Source organism: Nannocystis pusilla (assembly GCF_026626665.1).
GTDB classification, from domain to species: Bacteria; Myxococcota_A; Polyangia; order Nannocystales; family Nannocystaceae; genus Nannocystis; species Nannocystis pusilla.
Genome location: NZ_JAPNKE010000002.1, coordinates 9,901,202 through 9,917,253, shown reverse-complemented (window position 1 = coordinate 9,917,253; position 16,052 = coordinate 9,901,202). Strand labels below are relative to the sequence as shown.

The window sequence follows — 16,052 nt, the reverse complement described above, 5'->3', positions numbered from 1 at the left end:
TTAGCCTCCCCGCCTCACGGCGGCCTCCGACAACCTGCCCCAAGGGACATCATGCAGATCCTCGAGCGTCGCGTCTACCGCGGTCCCAACCTCTACGCCCACTTCCCGGTCATCCGGATGAACCTCGACCTCGGCGAGCTCGAGCAGTGGCCGAGCGCGACGATCCCGGGCTTCGTCGACGGGCTGCTGGGGGCGCTGCCGAGCCTGCAGCAGCACACCTGCTCGTACGGCGACGCGGGCGGGTTCGTCCGCCGCCTGCGCGAGGACAGCGGCACCTGGCTCGGGCACGTGCTCGAGCACGTGGCGATCGAGATCCAGGTGCTCACGGGGGCCAAGGTCAGCTTCGGCAAGACGCGCAGCACCGGCGCCACCGGCCAGTACTACGTCGTCTACGAGTACGAGGAAGAGCGCGTCGGCGAGGCCGCCAGCGACCTCGCGCTCGACCTCCTGCACTCGCTCCTGCCCGACGGCTTCGAGGGCCGCAAGAGCGTGCCTGACGGCTTCGACTTCCAGTCGCGGCTCGAGGACCTGATCGCCTTCGCCCAGAAGCGCCAGTTCGGCCCCTCGACCGCCTCGCTGGTGCGGGCGGCCGAGCGGCGCGACATCCCGTGGATCCGCCTCAACGACCAATCGCTGGTCCAGTTCGGCCACGGCCGCTACCAGAAGCGCATCCGCGCCACGGTCACCTCCGAGACGCGGCACATCGCCGTCGAGATCGCCAGCGACAAGGAGGAGACCAACAAGATCCTCGGCGACCTCGGCCTGCCGGTCCCGCGCCAGCACCTCGTGCGCACCGCCGACCGCGCCGTCGCGGCCGCCAATCGCCTCGGCTTCCCCGTCGTCGTCAAGCCGCTCGACGCCAACCACGGCCGCGGCGTCTCGATCGACCTGCAGAGCGAGGCCGCCGTGCGGGCCGCCTTCGACAAGGCGCAGGAGCACTCCAACAGCGTCATCGTCGAGACCTACATCCCCGGCTTCGACCACCGCATGCTGGTCGTCGCCGGCGAGCTGATCGCCGTCGCCAAGCGCGTCCCGGGCCACGTCGTCGGCGACGGCGAGCGCACCATCGCCCAGCTCATCGAGCAGGTGAACAGCGACCCGCGGCGCGGCATCGGCCACGAGAAGGTGCTGACCCGCATCGAGCTCGACTACCAGGCCCGGCGCCTGCTCGAGCTCAAGGGCTACGGCGCCGACACCGTGCCCGCGGCCGGCGAGGAGGTCTACCTGCGCAGCACCGGCAACCTCAGCACCGGCGGCACCGCGATCGACCTCACCGACGTGTGCCACCACGACAACCGCGAGATGGCGGTGCGGGCGGCCAAGGCGATCGGCCTCGACATCTGCGGCATCGACTTCATCACCCCCGACATCACCCGCAGCCACCGCGAGGTCGGCGGCGGCATCTGCGAGGTCAACGCCGCGCCGGGCTTCCGCATGCACGTCGCCCCGACCGAGGGCACCCCGCGCGACGTCGCCGGCCCGGTCATGGAGATGCTGTTCCCGCCCGGCACGCCGAGCCGGATCCCGATCGCCGCGGTCACCGGCACCAACGGCAAGACCACCGTCTGCCGCATGATCGCCCACATCCACAAGATGTCCGGCGCCACCGTCGGCCTGTGCACCACCGACGGCGTCTACATCGACGGCGAGCGCACCGTCGTCGGTGACATGACCGGCCCGGTCGCCGCGCAGATGGTCCTGCGCGACCCGCTGGTCGACCTCGCCGTCCTCGAGACCGCGCGCGGCGGCCTCCTGCGCGCCGGCATGGGCTACCGCGCCTGCAACGTCGGCGCCGTCCTCAACGTCACCTCCGATCACCTGGGCCTCGGCGGCATCGACAACCTCGACCAGCTCGCCGAGCTCAAGCGGATCGTCGTCGAGGTCGCGCGCGACTGCGCCGTCCTCAACGCCGACGACGAGCACTGCCTGCGCATGGCCGACTACACCCAGGCCACGCGGATCGGCTACGTCACGACGAGCCCCAAGCACGACCTCGTGCGCCGGCACATCCGCGCCGGCGGCCTCGCGGTCGTGCTCGAGGAGGGCATCAACGGCGACATGATCACCGTCTACGACCGCGGCTCGCACATCCCGCTGCTGTGGACGCACCTCATCCCCGCCACCCTCGAGGGCAAGGCGCTGCACAACGTGCAGAACGCGATGTTCGCCACCTGCGTCGCCTACGCCATGGGCGTCAAGCTCGAGAACATCCGCCAGGGCCTGCGCACCTTCGACAGCACCTACTTCCAGGCGCCCGGCCGGCTCAACGTGTTCGAGGAGCTGCCGTTCAAGGTCATCCTCGACTACGGCCACAACCCCGCGGCGGTGCGCGCCATGGCCAGCCTGGTGTCGCGGCTCGACGTCAAGGGCAAGCGGGTCTGCGTGCTCGCGGCCCCCGGCGACCGGCGCGACGCCGACATCGCCGAGATCGCCCGCCACGCCGCGCCGGCGTTCGACCAGTTCATCATCCGCCAGGACGACGGCCTGCGCGGCCGCGCCTCCGGCGAGGTCGCCGACCTGCTGCGCACCGGCCTCGTGCAGGCCGGCGTCGCCGAGGACAAGATCCAGATCATCCTCGACGAGCAGCGCTCGATCGACGCCGCCCTCGCGGCCTGCGATCAGGGCGACCTGCTGCTGATCTTCGGCGACAACATCTCGCGCTGCTGGAAGCAGATCGTCCGCTTCCGCGAGGACCGGTTCGCCCCGGCGAACCGCGCCGCCGCGACCTCGAGCGTCGGCCAGCTCGCCGTCGGCCTGCCGAGCAACCCCACCGGTCACCTCGCCGGCCAGCCCGCCGGCCTGACCGGCCCGGTCAACGACGACCGCCCGCTCGACGCCCACCCGGCCCCGGCCGGCGTGGTCGAGGACGCCCGCGGCGTCCGCATCGCCCGCGACGCCGGGATCGAGGACTGACCTGACCCGAGGGACAGCAGCATGCGCCTCCTCGACGCCCGCCGGCTGACCGGGGTCAACCTCGACCTGGACGGCCCGGGCGCGATCGCCGAGGTCGAGTTCGAGGCCGGCGACGACGTCGCGCGGGCCGTCGCCGCGTGGCGAGACGCGGTCGCCCGCGCGGCCCGCCTGCTCGGCTGGGACGCGCCGCCGGTGGTGCGGCGGTGGCTCGGCGATCGCGGGGCCGCGCTGGTGTTCCCGGCCCCGGCCGACGCGCTGTACGTCGCCGTCGACGTCACCGAGTGGGCCGTCGAGTGCGCCCAGCGAGCGCTGAGCGGCGAATCCCCGCGCGAGCTCGACGAGCTCGCCCCGACCCTCCTCGCCGCCCGCGAGCGCGAGCGCCTCGCCGTCCTCCCGGCCCTGCAGGCCGCCGCCGAGGCCCACGGCGTCCCGCTCTTGCTCGACGACGACCACCTCTCACTCGGCGAGGGCGCCCGCTCGCGCGTGTGGCCGCGGACCCTCGCGCCCGCGCCCGCGGATGTCCCGTGGGACAGCCTCGCGCCGATCCCCGTCGCCCTCGTCACCGGCACCAACGGCAAGACCACCACCGCGCGGCTGCTGGCCCGCATCGCCCGCACCGCCGGCCATGTCCCCGGCAACACCTCCACCGACGGCCTCGCGGTCGCCGAGCAGGTGGTCGAGACCGGCGACTGGACCGGCCCCGGCGCGGCGCGGATCGTCCTCCGCGACCCGCGGGTCACCTTCGCCGTGCTCGAGGTCGCGCGCGGCGGGATCCTCCGCCGCGGCCTCGCCGTCGACCGCTGCGACGCCGCCTGCATCACCAACGTCTCCGCCGACCACCTCGGCGAGCACGGCATCGACGACCTCGCCGCCATGGCCCGGGTCAAGGCCGTCGTCACCCGCGTGGTCGCCCCCCACGGCCGCATCGTCCTCGGCGCCGACGCCCCGATCGCGGTGCCTGGCCCTTCGGGCATGTCCCCTGGGACCTTGCCCTCCGAGCATGTCTCTTCGAACATGCCCGATCGGTCACCTGCAGCGGCCGGGTCTCCGCCCGCCGGCACCGGACCGTCGGAGCCGGCCCTCGGGCAACCCGTGGGCGCGCCCGTGTCCGCCGGCGGCCCGCCTGAACCTTCGGACATGTCTGTCCGGACACCCGCCGATGGCCCGCCGTCCCCGCGCGCCTCGGCCACCCCGCAGCCGAACCCGCTGCTCGACCTGCCCGCGGACGGATTCCCGGCGCCGGTCGCGTGGTTCTCGCGCGACCCGCAGCACCCGCAGCTCCAGCGCCACCGGGCGGCCGGCGGCGAGGTGTGGTTCGTCTCGGCCGCGGGCCAGCTCACGCGCGGCCGCGGCGGCGAGCCCGACGTCGCGGTGGTGGCGATCGATGAGCTGCCGTTCTGCTTCGGCGGGGCGGCCACGCACAACGTCGCCAACGCGCTCGCCGCCGCCGCGCTGGCCGCCGCCGTGGGTCTGCCCGACGCCGCCATCGCCGCCGGCCTGCGCAGCTTCGTCGACAACCCCGGGCGAGCGCAGCTGGTCGCGCTGGACCACGCCAAGCTGTTCCTCGACTTCGCCCACAACCCCGCCGGCATCGCCGGGCTCGCCCCGCTGCTGGCGCAGATCCGCGCCGGCGCGCGCCTGCTCGTCAGCCTCGGCGTCGCTGGCGACCGCCGCGACGACGACATCCGCGACATCGCCCGCGCCGTCGCCTCGCTCGGGCCCGACCTCGTGCTGACCCGCGACCTCGAGCACTACCTGCGCGGCCGCCAGCCGGGCGAGGTCCCCGCGCTGCTCGAGCAGAGCTTTGTCGGGCTCGGGATCGCGTGCGAGCGGGTGGAGAGCGAGGTCGCGGCGATCCGCCGCGGCCTGGAGTGGGCGCGGCCGGGCGACGTGATCGCGATCCTCGTGCACGTCGACCGCGACGAGGTCTGGGCCGAGCTGCGCGCCCGCGGCGTCGCACCCGAGGCGGGCGAGGACCGATCCGGGCGCCCCGGAGCGGCGTAAGAGCGTGACGACCTCGCACGCTCGCCATGCTTGACGCGCACGCATACGCCCGAGCATATAGTCCAGCACCCGTGTCACGGCTGGGCCCAAGCTCGCCCTCCGGCCCTCCGGGCCCGCGAAGCGAGCGCAGCGACATCGAGCTCCTCGCCGCCATGGCGTGCGGCGACACCGACTCGCTCGGCGACCTGCACGACCGCTACGTCGGCCTGCTCCTGGCCACGGCGATCCGGATCCTCGGCAACCGCCGCGAGGCCGAGGACCTCGTGCACGACGTGCTCATGGAGGTCTGGCAGAAGTGCGCCGACTACGACCCCGAGCGCGGCAGCGTGCGCACGTGGCTGCTCGTCCGGCTGCGCAGCCGGGCCCTCGACCGCTGCCGCCGGGCCGGTCGCTTCCGCGTCGAGACCCTCGAGGACCGCGACCTCGACGACCTCGGTCAGGCCGGCGGCGACGAACCGGGCCAGAGCCTCGACCACGACCGCGTGCGCCGCGCACTGCTCGAGCTGCCGGCGGCGCAGCGCCAGGTGCTCGAGCTGGCCTACTTCGAGGGCCTGTCGGCCACCGAGATCGCCGAGCGGCTCGCCGTTCCGGTCGGCACCGTCAAGTCGCGGACCGCCGCCGGGCTCGCCAAGCTGCGCGCCGCCCTTCATGCTGAAGACAGGGGGGACCGATGACCGGCCGCGACCGCGAAGACCCGCCGGACCGGCGCCCGGGCCATCCAGCGGCCCTGCAGGAGGATGTCCTGAAGGACATGCCCCTTTGGGCAGGCGAGGACATGGCCGAGGCCGCCGTGGCCGAGGCCTTCACCGCCCTCTCGCTGGCCCTGCGGCCCGCCCCCGCGTCCGCCGCCAGCCGCGCTCGCCTGCTCGCCGCCGCCGCCGCGCCCGAGCGTCGCTTCAGCCCGTTCGTCGCCCGCCTGTCCCACCTCCTCGACCTCGCCCACGAGCGGGTCGGCGAGCTGCTCGTCAGCCTCGCGCGCGCGGACGTGTGGGAGCACGTGCTGCCGAACGTCGAGCTGTTCCACCTCGAGGGCGGCCCGGCCACCGCCGGCGCCGACGTCGGCTTCGTCCGCGTCGCCGCCGGCGCCCGGTTCCCACACCACAACCACCTCGGCGACGAGCACGTGCTGGTGCTGCAGGGCGGCTTCGTCGAGGACGACGGCACCGTCGTCCGCGCCGGCGCCGGCAGCTTCCGCGCCGCCGGCAGCGCCCACAGCCTCACCGCCCTGCCCGACCAGGACCTCCTCTACGCCGTCGTCGTGTTCGGCGTCGAGTTCCCCGGCCTGCCCCCGCGGGCCTGAGGCTGCTGGGACTGCTTGTCTTTGGGGGCATGTCCCGAGCGACATGCCCCCGCGGCCATGTCCGCAAAGCCATGTCCGAAGCGTCGCCGACCCGCGGCGCTGCCCGCCCACGCGGACGCACCCGCGGCTACCCGCTGTTCATCAGGAAGGTCGCGGTGTCGGCGAAGAACCCCCGCAGCGTCGCCGCAGCCCCCGGCTCGAGCTGGGCCTCGACGAGGGCGGCCTCCATCAGCGCGACCCAGCGATCGCGGGCGCGCAGGTCGAGCTTGAACGGCATGTGCCTGGCCCGCAGCCGCGGATGCCCCCGTTGCGCGATGTAGCGCTGCGGACCGCCGAATCGGCCGACCAGGAAGTCGCGCAGGCGGGCCTCGGCGCCGACCATGTCGTGGCGCGGGTACATCGGCCCCAGGATGTCGTCATCGGACACACGGCGGTAAAAGGCCGCTACCAGCCGCGCAAAGCCCTCCTCGCCGATTCGGGCATAGATCTCGTCCTCCGGGGCCGGCTCGTGCATCGCCGTCAGTGTGCCACGAGCGCAGCCCGCATCCTCCGTCGCGCGCGTGAGACAGGCGCCCTGCCGCCGCGCGGTGGGCCGATCGCCGTGATCGCGGCGACCGCGAGCGTGAACAAACGCCGGGCCGCGAGGGCCCGGAAGTTCGCCGCTTCGCGGTGTCCCCGGCCCGACGGGCTCGACCTGTCCCAAGGTAGGGGTTACCCGTCCGCGGCGCCCGCCCCGCCCCCTCCTGCGCGGAGTTTTCCCGCCCGCGTCGGGCCCCGTGGTAGCCTGGAGCCCGGTGCAGAGCCTGGCGCAGGACGAAGAGGACACCCTCGAAGCGGGCACCCTCGTCGCGACCTACTTCCGCGTGCTCGAGTTCATCGGCCCCGCCAACTTCGGCGAGCTGTACCGCGGCGAGCACATCCAGATGGGCAGCCGCTGCGCCGTGCGCGTGCTCAGCCCGCAGTGGAAGAGCCTCGTGCGCGGCGACGAGGACGTCGACCGCTTCCGCCGCATGGCCCGCGCCGCCAGCGACACCTCGCACCCCAATATCGCGCAGGTGTTCGACGGCGGCCGCCTGGCCGACGGCCGGCTGTTCCTCGTCACCGAGCTGCTGGTCGGCAGCAGCCTGTTCGAGGCCATCGCCGAGCGGCGCTACCTGCCGGTCCTGCGGGCCGCGCGGATCCTCCGCGACGTCGCCCGGGCCGTGCGCGCCGCCCACAACGCCGGCCAGGTCCACCGCGACCTCAAGGCCGAGAACGTCATGCTCGTGCCGCTGCCCGACGGCGACGGCGAGGCCGTGCAGGTGCTCGACTTCGGCATCGCCGCCTGGGCCGAGGCCGAGGCGCGCAAACAGAACCCCGGCGCCTTCGTCGCCACGCCCGAGTACATGGCCCCCGAGCAGGTCCTGGGCAAGCCCGCGAGCCCGCTGTTCGACATCTACGCCATGGGCGTGATGCTGTTCGAGGCCCTCGTCGGCGAGACCCCCTTCTCCGGCAACCCGCAGACGCTGATGAAGGCCAAGGTGGCCCGCCCCGCGCCCACGCTCGCCAGCAAGCTGCCCGGCATGCCGCGCCGCCTGTCGGAGCTGGTCGACGACTGCCTCGCCACGGACCCGGCCATGCGCCCCCAGAGCGCCAACGAGTTCGTGGTCCGCATCGAGGAGATCCTCCGCACCTTGAACCGCACCTCGGGACCGCAGACATGAGCCCGCCGGCCGCCCCCGGCCGCCCCGCTCCCCCTGCCCCGAAGCACATTGTTCTTAAAGCATGTCCCATTGGACATGTCCGCGTGGACATCCATCTGACCTCCGCCGCGCCCGCGCGCGCACTCTCCCCGCGCTCGGGCGCTCGGGCCGTCCCCGCCGCGGGTGCCCCCGAGAGAGCATGTCCGCCGGGACATGTCTTATCAGACAGACACTCGCGGCCTGCCGGCGTCGAGCCCCCGAAGGGCCTCCCGCTCGGGCTCGGTTCTCCGACTCGCCGCCCGCTCCTCCCTACCGCGGCCGCCGCCGCGAGAGCATGTCCCCATGGACATGTTTTCCCAGCCATTCCGATGCGCCGCGGCCTCGGGCCCTCGCGGCCTCGGGCCATCCGCTCGCTCCTCGCCGCGATCCTGTCCCTCGGGTCATGTACTTCGAGCCCTGTCCCTTCCGACAGCCCCGGCGCCCCTGCCCCCGCCCCCGCGCCGGTCACGGACGGCGCCGCCGAGTGCCCGGAGTTCGCCGCCGTTCCCAGCCCCGGCGCCCTCACGCCGCCGGAGATCGTCGAGGCCTCGGGCCTGGCGGCCAGCCGGCGCAACCCGGGCGTGCTGTGGACCCACAACGACTCCGACGCCGGCGGTCCGCTGGTCTACGCCTTCGCGGTCGACGGCGCGCGCCACCTCGGCCGCTGGCGGCTGGGCGGCGCCGAGGTCCATGACTGGGAGGACATGGCCCTCGGGCCAGGCAAGGACGGCGGCGACGCCCTCTACGTCGGCGACATCGGCGACAACCAGCGGAAGCGCCGCGAGGTCGTCGTCTACCGCGTCGCCGAGCCGGCCGTCGACCTCGCCGCCGCGCCCGCCGAGCACCGCCTGGCCGGCGTCGAGCGGCTGGTCTTCACCTACCCGGGCGGCCAGGCCCACAACGCCGAGACCTTGCTCGTCGACCCTGTCCGCGGGGACATGTGCATCGTCACCAAGAGCCGCGGCGGCTCGGCCGTGTTCTGCGCCGCCGCCCCGCTGACCTCCGGCGAGCTGACCGCCGCCGGCGAGCTCGGCGTCCTCGGCCTCGTCACCGGCGGCGCGGTCAGCCGCGACGGCACCCTGGTCGCCCTGCGCACCTACCTCGCCGCCCGCGTGTGGCGCCGCGACCCGTCCCGCCCGCTCGCCGAGGCCTTCCGCGGCCCCGACTGCGACCTACCGCTCGTCCTCGAGCGCCAGGGCGAAGCCCTCGCCTTCGCCGCCGACGACCGCGGCTACTACACCGTCAGCGAGGGCGCCGCCCCGGCCCTCCACGCCTACGCGCGCCGCTGATCCCGCCGCGCGCTGTTTCGATCCGGCTAAAAGTATTGGATCACGATCCGCTGGATCGCCCCGTCGGCGCCGACGGTGAACTTCGCGTCGCGGTACTTCGGCGGTCCGAACCGGCCCTTGGCGTTGTTCGAGGCGGCGTATCCCTCCTTGGGGATCCCGACCCAGGTCGTGTCCATCTTGTTGTTGCCGTTCTCGTCGTGGACGATGGCGAACGCGTACTCGCCGGCCGGCACCGCCAGGTCGACGCGCGCCTGTCCTCGCGCCACCCGGGTTACCGCCGTTTTCCACGCCTTGCTCGGGTCGCCCGGGAAGCCGGCCTCGCCGCGGAACACCGCTATCAGCACCTGTCCGTCGTCGTTGCGAAAGCCGCTCATGCGGATCGACAGCTCGGCGTCGGTCTCGGCCGGCGCCGCGGCGAGCGCGGCGGTGAGCGCGAGGATGAACGTGTTCAGGCTTTGTGCCAGCATGAGGGACCACGATCGCAGGCAGGAGATGGCGCCGCAAGCGGTTGCAGGGCGCCCTGGATCGCAGTATACAAACTTTGCGAAGAGTTGCGAGCAACCTTCCGCAAGGCCTGAACCTTCTCCGTCTTGGACGCCGTGAGTACCGGACGATATCGCATCCAGTCGGTGGCCGAGATGACCGGTGTGTCGGCGGCCACACTTCGCGCGTGGGAGCGCCGCTACGGCCTCCCTGCCCCTCGCCGTTCGTCGTCAGCCTACCGCCTCTACAGCGACCGCGACGTCGAGCGGATCCGCCGCGTCCGTGAGCTGTGCGAGGCGGGCATGGCGCCGTCCGAGGCCGCGCGCACCGTGCTGGCGACCGACGACGAGACCGCCGCGGCCGCGCGCGTCGAGGCCGACAACGACGAGCTCGCCGTGCAGCGGATCCTCGAGGCCGTCGACCATTTCGACCCCGACCGCATCGAGGCCGCGGTCAAGAGCTCGCTGTTCCTCGGCCCCGCGGTCACCGTGTTCGAGCGGGTGTTCAGCCCGGCGCTCGTGCAGATCGGCGACCGCTGGGCCCAGGGCAACCTCAGCGTCGCGCAGGAGCACCTGGCCGCCGAGATCCTCGGCAGCACCATGCGCTTCCTGCTGCGCCTCGTGCAGCCCGAGCACGCGCGCCGGCAGGTCGTCCTGGCCTGCTTCGCCGACGAGGAGCACACCGGCCCGCTCTACGGCGTGGGCCTGCGCCTGGCCACGTGGAGCATCAAGTCGATCGTCCTCGGCGCCCGCACCCCGCCCGAGGCCATGCGCCACATGATCGACCAGTTGCGCCCCGACATCGTCGGCCTGTCCGCGACCGTCGTCCCCGCCCCCGACCGCCTGCGAGCCCTGCTCGACGGCTACGCCGAGGCCTGCGGCGACACCCCCTGGATCGTCGGCGGCCTCGCGGCCGAGGCCATGCGCGAGCCCCTCCTCGCCCGCGGCGGCCACATCGCCCCGACCACCAAAGAGCAGCTGCACGAGCTCATCCAGAGCCTCTGCCCGCTGGAGTCCGCCACCGGCGATTGACGCGCGAGCTTCAAGACATGTCCAACAAGACATGTCTTGAAGAACACGTACTCGAGGACACGTCCTCGAGGACATGCCCTCGAGGACATGCGATCGCACTCGGCCCCTGCGTGTCGGGGACGCCGATTCTTCGGCCGGCGGTGCCCGCCGAAGCTCGCCTCGCGTCGACCGCCGGCCCTCGCCCTTCGCTGCGACTCGCCATGTCGCCGAGCCCGGCGGTCGCTTCTCTGCGCCCTCGCATCCCGTCGTTCGACCCGAACTCCGCTCGCGTCGGGCCGCTCGCCGACCCGAGGATCGGCGTCCCCGACACGCCGGCGCTGGCCCGCCGAGGCTCGCATCGCCCCGCAGCGGCTCGCCCTCGCGTCCGACCCGCGCGGGCCTCGCGTCGCGCTCGCTTCTCCCTTTGACAACGCCGGCGCCGCGCGTCAAAACCGCTCGACGATGTCGCCTCGCCGCTTCGCCCCCGCCCTGTTCGTCGCCCTCGCGCTGGCCTGCACTCGCAGCGGCGAGAGTGCCCCGCCGCCGGTCGACACCCCGCCGCCCGAGCCGCCCGCGGTGGCCGCCGAGATCGCCCCCGAGCCCGAGCCCGAGGCCCCGCCCGAGCCCGAGGCACCGCCCGCGCCCACGCTCGACCTGCTCGCCGCTGCCAGCGAGGCCGGCGGCGTCACCACCTTCCTCTCGGCCGTCGACGTCGCCGGCCTGCGCGAGACCCTGCAGGGCCCCGGTCCTTTCACGATCTTCGCCCCCAGCGACAAGGCCTTCGCGGCCCTCCCCAAGGGCGAGCTCGACCGCCTGCTCAAGAACAAGAAGAAGCTCGCGGCCCTGCTGCAGCACCACGTCGTCGCCGGCCCGCCGCTGCCCGCCAAGGCCTACCCCTCGGCGGTCGCGCCCGCAACCGAGCCGGCCGCCCCCGAGCAGCCCGCTCCCGACACCCCGCCTCCCGTCCTCACCACCCTCGCCGGCGCCCCCCTGCCGCCCCTGCCCGCGCTGGTCCGCGCCGACATTCAGGCCACCAACGGCGTCCTCCACGTGATCGACGCCGTCCTGCCCGCCCCCGGCAAGGCCAAGCCCGTCAAGCCCGCGACTGCGACCAAGCCGGCCGAACCCGCGACCAAGCCCGCCGACCCCGCGCCTGCCACGAACAAGCCCGCCGAGCCCGTGACCAAGCCCGCCGCGACCAGGCCCGCCGACCCCGCGACCAAGCCCGCGAGCAAGCCGGCCGGCTCCGCCCCCGCCAAGGCCCCCGAGCCCCCGAGCCCCTGACGCCTGCTCCGAGCGACATGCTCCTTCGGACATGCCCCCCAGGGCATGTCCGAAAATACTGTCCCGCGCCCGCACCGCGGCCGACCTCGCTCGAGCTCAAGCCACGTTCGCCAGCTCGGTCTCGCCGCGGCGGACCAGCCCGTAGTGCTGCACCGCCGGCAACACCCCGATCACGCACAGCACCGCCGCGAGCAGGAAGTGCGTCGCGTAGCCGAATTCAGCCGCCGAGAAGCCCGACAGCGCCGAGCCGAGGCCGGTGGCCAGGACCACCACGCTGGCCTGGATCGTGTAGTCCGTGCCGGCGGTCTGCGGGCGGGCCGCGTCCATCATCATCGTGAACAGCGCGGCCGTGGCCATCCCGCTCGAAAAATGTTCGAACGTGCACAGCGCGTACAGCACCCAGCCGTCGCGCCACCCCGCGGCCGGGATCGCGTACGACGCGACCGCCAGCGCCTGCACCGCCGCGAACACGAACAGGCAGCGGTAGCGGCCGTAGCTGGCGACGAACGCCCCGCCGACCATCGCCCCGATCAGGCTGGCGAAGAACCCGGCGGTGCCGGTCAGCCAGCCGATGTCGGCCAGGCCGAGGCCCAGGTCGATGAAGAACGGGCGCAGCATCCCGACCCCGAACGCCTCGCCGAGCTTGAACGCAGCGATCGCCGCCAGCCACGAGCCGACCCCCGGGCGGCGGAAGAACTCGGTGAACGCCAAAAGCCCCGGGCGCTCGCCCTGCCCCGGCCGCGGCTCGCCGCGGAACGCCGCGATCGGCAGCGTCGTGAGCGCGATCGCCCCGGCCATGCACTGGCACACGCGGGCCCAGCCGAGCCACGGATAGAGGATCAGCAGCACCCCGCCGCACAGGATCATCCCCAGGCGATAGGCCGCGACCTGCACCCCGTTGCCGAGCCCGCGCTCCGCCGGCGCGAGGATCGTCACCGCCAGCCCGTCGGTGGCGATGTCCTGCGTCGACGCCAGGAAGTTGAGCGCCAGCACCCCGATCACCAGCGCCTGCAGGTCGACCGTCGGCTCGACCTGCGACAGCGCCAGCAGCGTGACGACCGTGAGGATCTGCAGCGGCACGATCCAGCTGCGCCGCCGGCCGAAGCGGTCGAGCCCGTGGCGGTCGACCAGCGGCGCCCACGCGAACTTCAGCGCCCACGGCAGCGCCAGCAACGACGCCAGGCCCACGCCCTCGAGCGACACCCCCTGCTCGCGCAGCATCGCGGGCAAGAACTGCGAGAAGAACCCGTACGGCATCCCCTGCGCCAGGTAGAGCGATGCGAGCAGCGCGAGCTTGCCGGCGGAGGTCATTGGGCCCGCGGACGATAGCGCACCGGGGCCGCCGCCGCACGCGCCTCGCTCGCCGCCCGCATTTGTCGGCGCACGTCGCGACGCGCGCGTCTTCGGTGCGTCGGCGACTTCGCATCGGCGGCCGCTCACATGTCTCTTCGGTCATCTTCGTGTTCGCTTGACGCTCGCGCGCGCCCGGGCGATGGTCCTCCGATGAAACGCGCCTACGCCTTGCCTTGTACGCTCGTCCTCGCGCTCGCCGGTTGCGGCGACAACGGGCGCCCGGCCGACGACGGCACCGCCACGCTCCCGACCTCGACCACGCCGAACCTCACCGATCCGACCGGCACCACCGACCCGTCGACCGGCACCACCGCGCCGACCACCACCGACCCGACGACGAGCACCACCACCGGCGGCCAGGGCACGGGCGAGGCGGGCGAGCCCTGTGGCGTCAGCGCGGAGTGCAAGCCCGGCCTGGTGTGCGCCGGCGGCGAGTGTGCCCCCGGCGAAGGCGAGTGTCAGACCGACGACGACTGCAGCGGCGACACGTATTGCTGCGCCGACGGCTGCCTCCCGGTCGGCGAGAGCCCCGCGGTGTGCATCCCGTACGGCGAAGGTCCCAACCAGTGGAGCAACGACGAGTGCGTCGGCGACGTCACCATCGGCCTGTTCGAGCCGGCGGTGCAGTGCGAGTGGACCGCCCCGCCCGACGGCGACCCTTACCCGGGCCACAAGTCGGTGCTCACGACCCCGCTGATCTTCGACCTCCCGCACGGCAGCAACGTCGAGTTCCCGCAGGCCGAGATCGTCATCGTCACCTACAACTACACCGACGGCGGTGAGCCGTCCGGCTGGGGCTCCGACCCCAACTACTACGGCGTCATCCGCGTGCTCGACGGGACCACCTGCGAGTTGATCGAGACGATCGACGACCCCGCCAACCGCATCATCGCCGCCAGCCCGCCGACCATCGGCGACATCGACGGCGACGGCCTGGCCGAGATCGTCACGCACCGCGCGGTGTCCGGCACGATCGCCTTCGGCTGGGACGTCGGGCAGAAGAAGTACGTCACCAAGTGGGTCGCCACCGGCACCGACTACAGCATGACCACCCGCTGGGACGGCCCCTCGCTGCACGACCTCGACGACGACGGCGTCGCCGAGGTCATCACCGGCAGCGAGGTCTACGACGGCGCCACCGGCACCCGCCTCAACCCCGGCCAGGTCGTGCCCGGGGCCGGCGCCAACCGCTTCTCGGTGATCGGCGACCTCGACCAGGACGGCGCGGCCGAGCTGGTCGGCGCCGGCGTGTGGCGCTGGAACGTCGGCACCAACACCTGGGACATGGCCTGGCCGGGCGACCCCGACGGCGGCGCGCACTACGGCTTCGCCGACTTCGGCACCCCCGGCCCCGACCCGGCCAGCTTCAACGGCACCGCGCTCGACGGCCGCGCCGAGATCGTCAGCGTCACCGGCGGCGTGGTCGAGCTCTACACCCTCGAGGGTCAGCTGATCTTCGCCGCCACCACCGACCTCGGCAGCGGCGGCCCGCCGACCATCGGCGACTTCGACGCCGACGGCTTCCCCGAGATCGCCAGCGCCGGCGGCAAGGCCTTCAGCATCTACGACCTCGACTGCAAGGACGGCATGGCGCCCGGCTGCGTGGCCCCGTGGATCCGCTGGTCGCAGGCGTCGCAGGACCTCTCGTCGCAGAACACCGGCTCGTCGATCTTCGACTTCGAGGGCGACGGCGCCGCCGAGGCCGTCTACGCCGACGAGTGCTTCCTCCGCGTCTACGCGGGCGCCACCGGCGAGGTCCTCTACTCGACCTTCCGCACCTCGTGCACCTGGTACGAAAACCCCGTGGTCGGCGACCCCGACTACGACCAGAACACCGAGATCCTGGTCGGCTCGAACGACAACTGCAACGTCGTCTGCCCCGACATCGACCCGATCCACCGCGGCCTGCGCTGCGAGACCGGCGAGGAGTGCGGCGAGCCGTTCATCTGCGACGCCGGCTTCTGCCGCTGCAGCGACGACACCCAGTGCGTCGGCGGCCACGCCTGCACCGAGCCGCTGGCCGGCACTCCGGGCGCCGGCAACGTGTGCCGCGCCGTCCACCCGCCGGGCGTCGGCCTCACCGGCCTGCGTGTCCTTCGGGACAGGCTCGACCGCTGGGCCTCGTCGCGTCCGCTGTGGAACCAGCACGCCTACTCGGTCACCAACGTCGACGACGACGGCGGCATCCCGGCCACCTCGCAGTGGCCGGCCAACTTCCTCCAGCCCGACCTCAACAACTACCGCCAGAACCGCCAGGGCGACACCCCGCCGGCCGCGCTGCCTGACATCACCGGCAAGCTGGGCGACCAGAGCTGCATGGGCAAGGACGGCAAGGTGGTCCTGACGAGCACAGTCTGCAACCGCGGCAAGAAGGCCGTGGGCGCCAACCTGCCCGCGACCTTCTACCTCGGCGACCCGGCCGACGGCATGGTCCTGTGCGTCGCCTACACCTCGGAGCCGGTGCCGGTCGAGGAGTGCCGCGACGTCTCGTGCGCCATCGACGACAGCGTCAACGGCACCGTCACCGTGGTCGTCGACGACGACGGCCAGGGCGGCGAGTTCGCCCTCGAGTGCTTCGAGAACAACAACAGCGACGCCATCCAGATCAAGGACTGCAGCCCGGTCGGCTGAGCGCCGCCGCGCCCGTGAAAAACCGCGCTCGCCGCTTGCCTGCGCCGCTCTGGGCAGGCTCGCG

12 protein-coding genes are annotated in these 16,052 nt (G+C 73.2%); 9 read left to right on the top strand and 3 right to left on the bottom strand.

Going from position 1 to position 16,052, the window contains the following annotated elements:
- Positions 1–51: 51 nt before the first annotated feature.
- The 4 genes from cphA (at position 52) to OV079_RS43900 (ending at position 6,217) form a co-directional block, all read left to right on the top strand.
- Entirely contained in the window at positions 52–2,913 is a 2,862-nt protein-coding gene (cphA, locus tag OV079_RS43915) for a cyanophycin synthetase (RefSeq protein WP_267775775.1), read from the top strand.
- A 21-nt stretch (positions 2,914–2,934) separates the two neighbouring features.
- On the top strand, positions 2,935–4,917 hold the full coding sequence (locus OV079_RS43910; protein ID WP_267775773.1) for a Mur ligase family protein: 1,983 nt from the start codon (positions 2,935–2,937) through the stop codon (positions 4,915–4,917).
- A gap of 71 nt (positions 4,918–4,988) precedes the next feature.
- Complete coding sequence (locus OV079_RS43905; RefSeq protein ID WP_267775772.1) at positions 4,989–5,591, top strand: sigma-70 family RNA polymerase sigma factor; 603 nt, start codon at positions 4,989–4,991, stop codon at positions 5,589–5,591.
- A 77-nt stretch (positions 5,592–5,668) separates the two neighbouring features.
- Positions 5,669–6,217: a cupin domain-containing protein gene (locus tag OV079_RS43900; protein ID WP_267775771.1), complete on the top strand. Its 549-nt coding sequence runs from the start codon at positions 5,669–5,671 to the stop codon at positions 6,215–6,217.
- 127 nt (positions 6,218–6,344) lie between these two features.
- Here OV079_RS43900 and OV079_RS43895 read toward each other — a convergent pair whose 3' ends face one another.
- The gene (locus OV079_RS43895) at positions 6,345–6,731 is read right to left on the bottom strand and encodes a globin domain-containing protein (RefSeq protein WP_267775770.1); all 387 of its coding nucleotides are present in this window, start codon (positions 6,729–6,731) and stop codon (positions 6,345–6,347) included.
- A gap of 280 nt (positions 6,732–7,011) precedes the next feature.
- Between OV079_RS43895 and OV079_RS43890 the strand changes: the two genes are divergently transcribed.
- Both OV079_RS43890 and OV079_RS43885 read left to right on the top strand, forming a co-directional pair.
- The gene (locus tag OV079_RS43890; protein ID WP_267775769.1) at positions 7,012–7,920 is read left to right on the top strand and encodes a serine/threonine-protein kinase; all 909 of its coding nucleotides are present in this window, start codon (positions 7,012–7,014) and stop codon (positions 7,918–7,920) included.
- Positions 7,921–8,267: 347 nt separating this feature from the next.
- Positions 8,268–9,227, top strand: a complete 960-nt coding sequence (locus OV079_RS43885; RefSeq protein ID WP_267775768.1) for a hypothetical protein — start codon at positions 8,268–8,270, stop codon at positions 9,225–9,227.
- Positions 9,228–9,253: 26 nt separating this feature from the next.
- On the opposite strand, the gene OV079_RS43880 is transcribed toward OV079_RS43885, so the two are convergent.
- A complete protein-coding gene (locus OV079_RS43880) occupies positions 9,254–9,694 on the bottom strand; it encodes a DUF2141 domain-containing protein (protein ID WP_267775767.1) in 441 nt (146 codons plus the stop codon).
- A gap of 132 nt (positions 9,695–9,826) precedes the next feature.
- Between OV079_RS43880 and OV079_RS43875 the strand changes: the two genes are divergently transcribed.
- A complete protein-coding gene (locus OV079_RS43875; protein ID WP_267775765.1) occupies positions 9,827–10,741 on the top strand; it encodes a MerR family transcriptional regulator in 915 nt (304 codons plus the stop codon).
- A gap of 441 nt (positions 10,742–11,182) precedes the next feature.
- Positions 11,183–12,004, top strand: coding sequence for a fasciclin domain-containing protein (locus OV079_RS43870; protein ID WP_267775763.1), 822 nt, complete (start codon positions 11,183–11,185; stop codon positions 12,002–12,004).
- Positions 12,005–12,100: 96 nt separating this feature from the next.
- On the opposite strand, the gene OV079_RS43865 is transcribed toward OV079_RS43870, so the two are convergent.
- Positions 12,101–13,315, bottom strand: a complete 1,215-nt coding sequence (locus OV079_RS43865; RefSeq protein ID WP_267775761.1) for an MFS transporter — start codon at positions 13,313–13,315, stop codon at positions 12,101–12,103.
- A 192-nt stretch (positions 13,316–13,507) separates the two neighbouring features.
- Here OV079_RS43865 and OV079_RS43860 point away from each other — a divergent pair, with 192 nt between their 5' ends.
- A complete protein-coding gene (locus OV079_RS43860; protein ID WP_267775760.1) occupies positions 13,508–15,988 on the top strand; it encodes an FG-GAP repeat domain-containing protein in 2,481 nt (826 codons plus the stop codon).
- The last annotated feature ends 64 nt before the right edge of the window (positions 15,989–16,052 follow it).

Coding starts and splice junctions, on each gene's coding strand:
- cphA (WP_267775775.1), top strand. CDS start 52: ATGCAGATCCTCGAGCGTCGCGTCTACCGCGGTCCCAACCTCTACGCC.
- OV079_RS43910 (WP_267775773.1), top strand. CDS start 2,935: ATGCGCCTCCTCGACGCCCGCCGGCTGACCGGGGTCAACCTCGACCTG.
- OV079_RS43900 (WP_267775771.1), top strand. CDS start 5,669: ATGCCCCTTTGGGCAGGCGAGGACATGGCCGAGGCCGCCGTGGCCGAG.
- OV079_RS43895 (WP_267775770.1), bottom strand. CDS start 6,731: ATGCACGAGCCGGCCCCGGAGGACGAGATCTATGCCCGAATCGGCGAG.
- OV079_RS43885 (WP_267775768.1), top strand. CDS start 8,268: ATGCGCCGCGGCCTCGGGCCCTCGCGGCCTCGGGCCATCCGCTCGCTC.
- OV079_RS43880 (WP_267775767.1), bottom strand. CDS start 9,694: ATGCTGGCACAAAGCCTGAACACGTTCATCCTCGCGCTCACCGCCGCG.
- OV079_RS43870 (WP_267775763.1), top strand. CDS start 11,183: ATGTCGCCTCGCCGCTTCGCCCCCGCCCTGTTCGTCGCCCTCGCGCTG.
- OV079_RS43865 (WP_267775761.1), bottom strand. CDS start 13,315: ATGACCTCCGCCGGCAAGCTCGCGCTGCTCGCATCGCTCTACCTGGCG.
- OV079_RS43860 (WP_267775760.1), top strand. CDS start 13,508: ATGAAACGCGCCTACGCCTTGCCTTGTACGCTCGTCCTCGCGCTCGCC.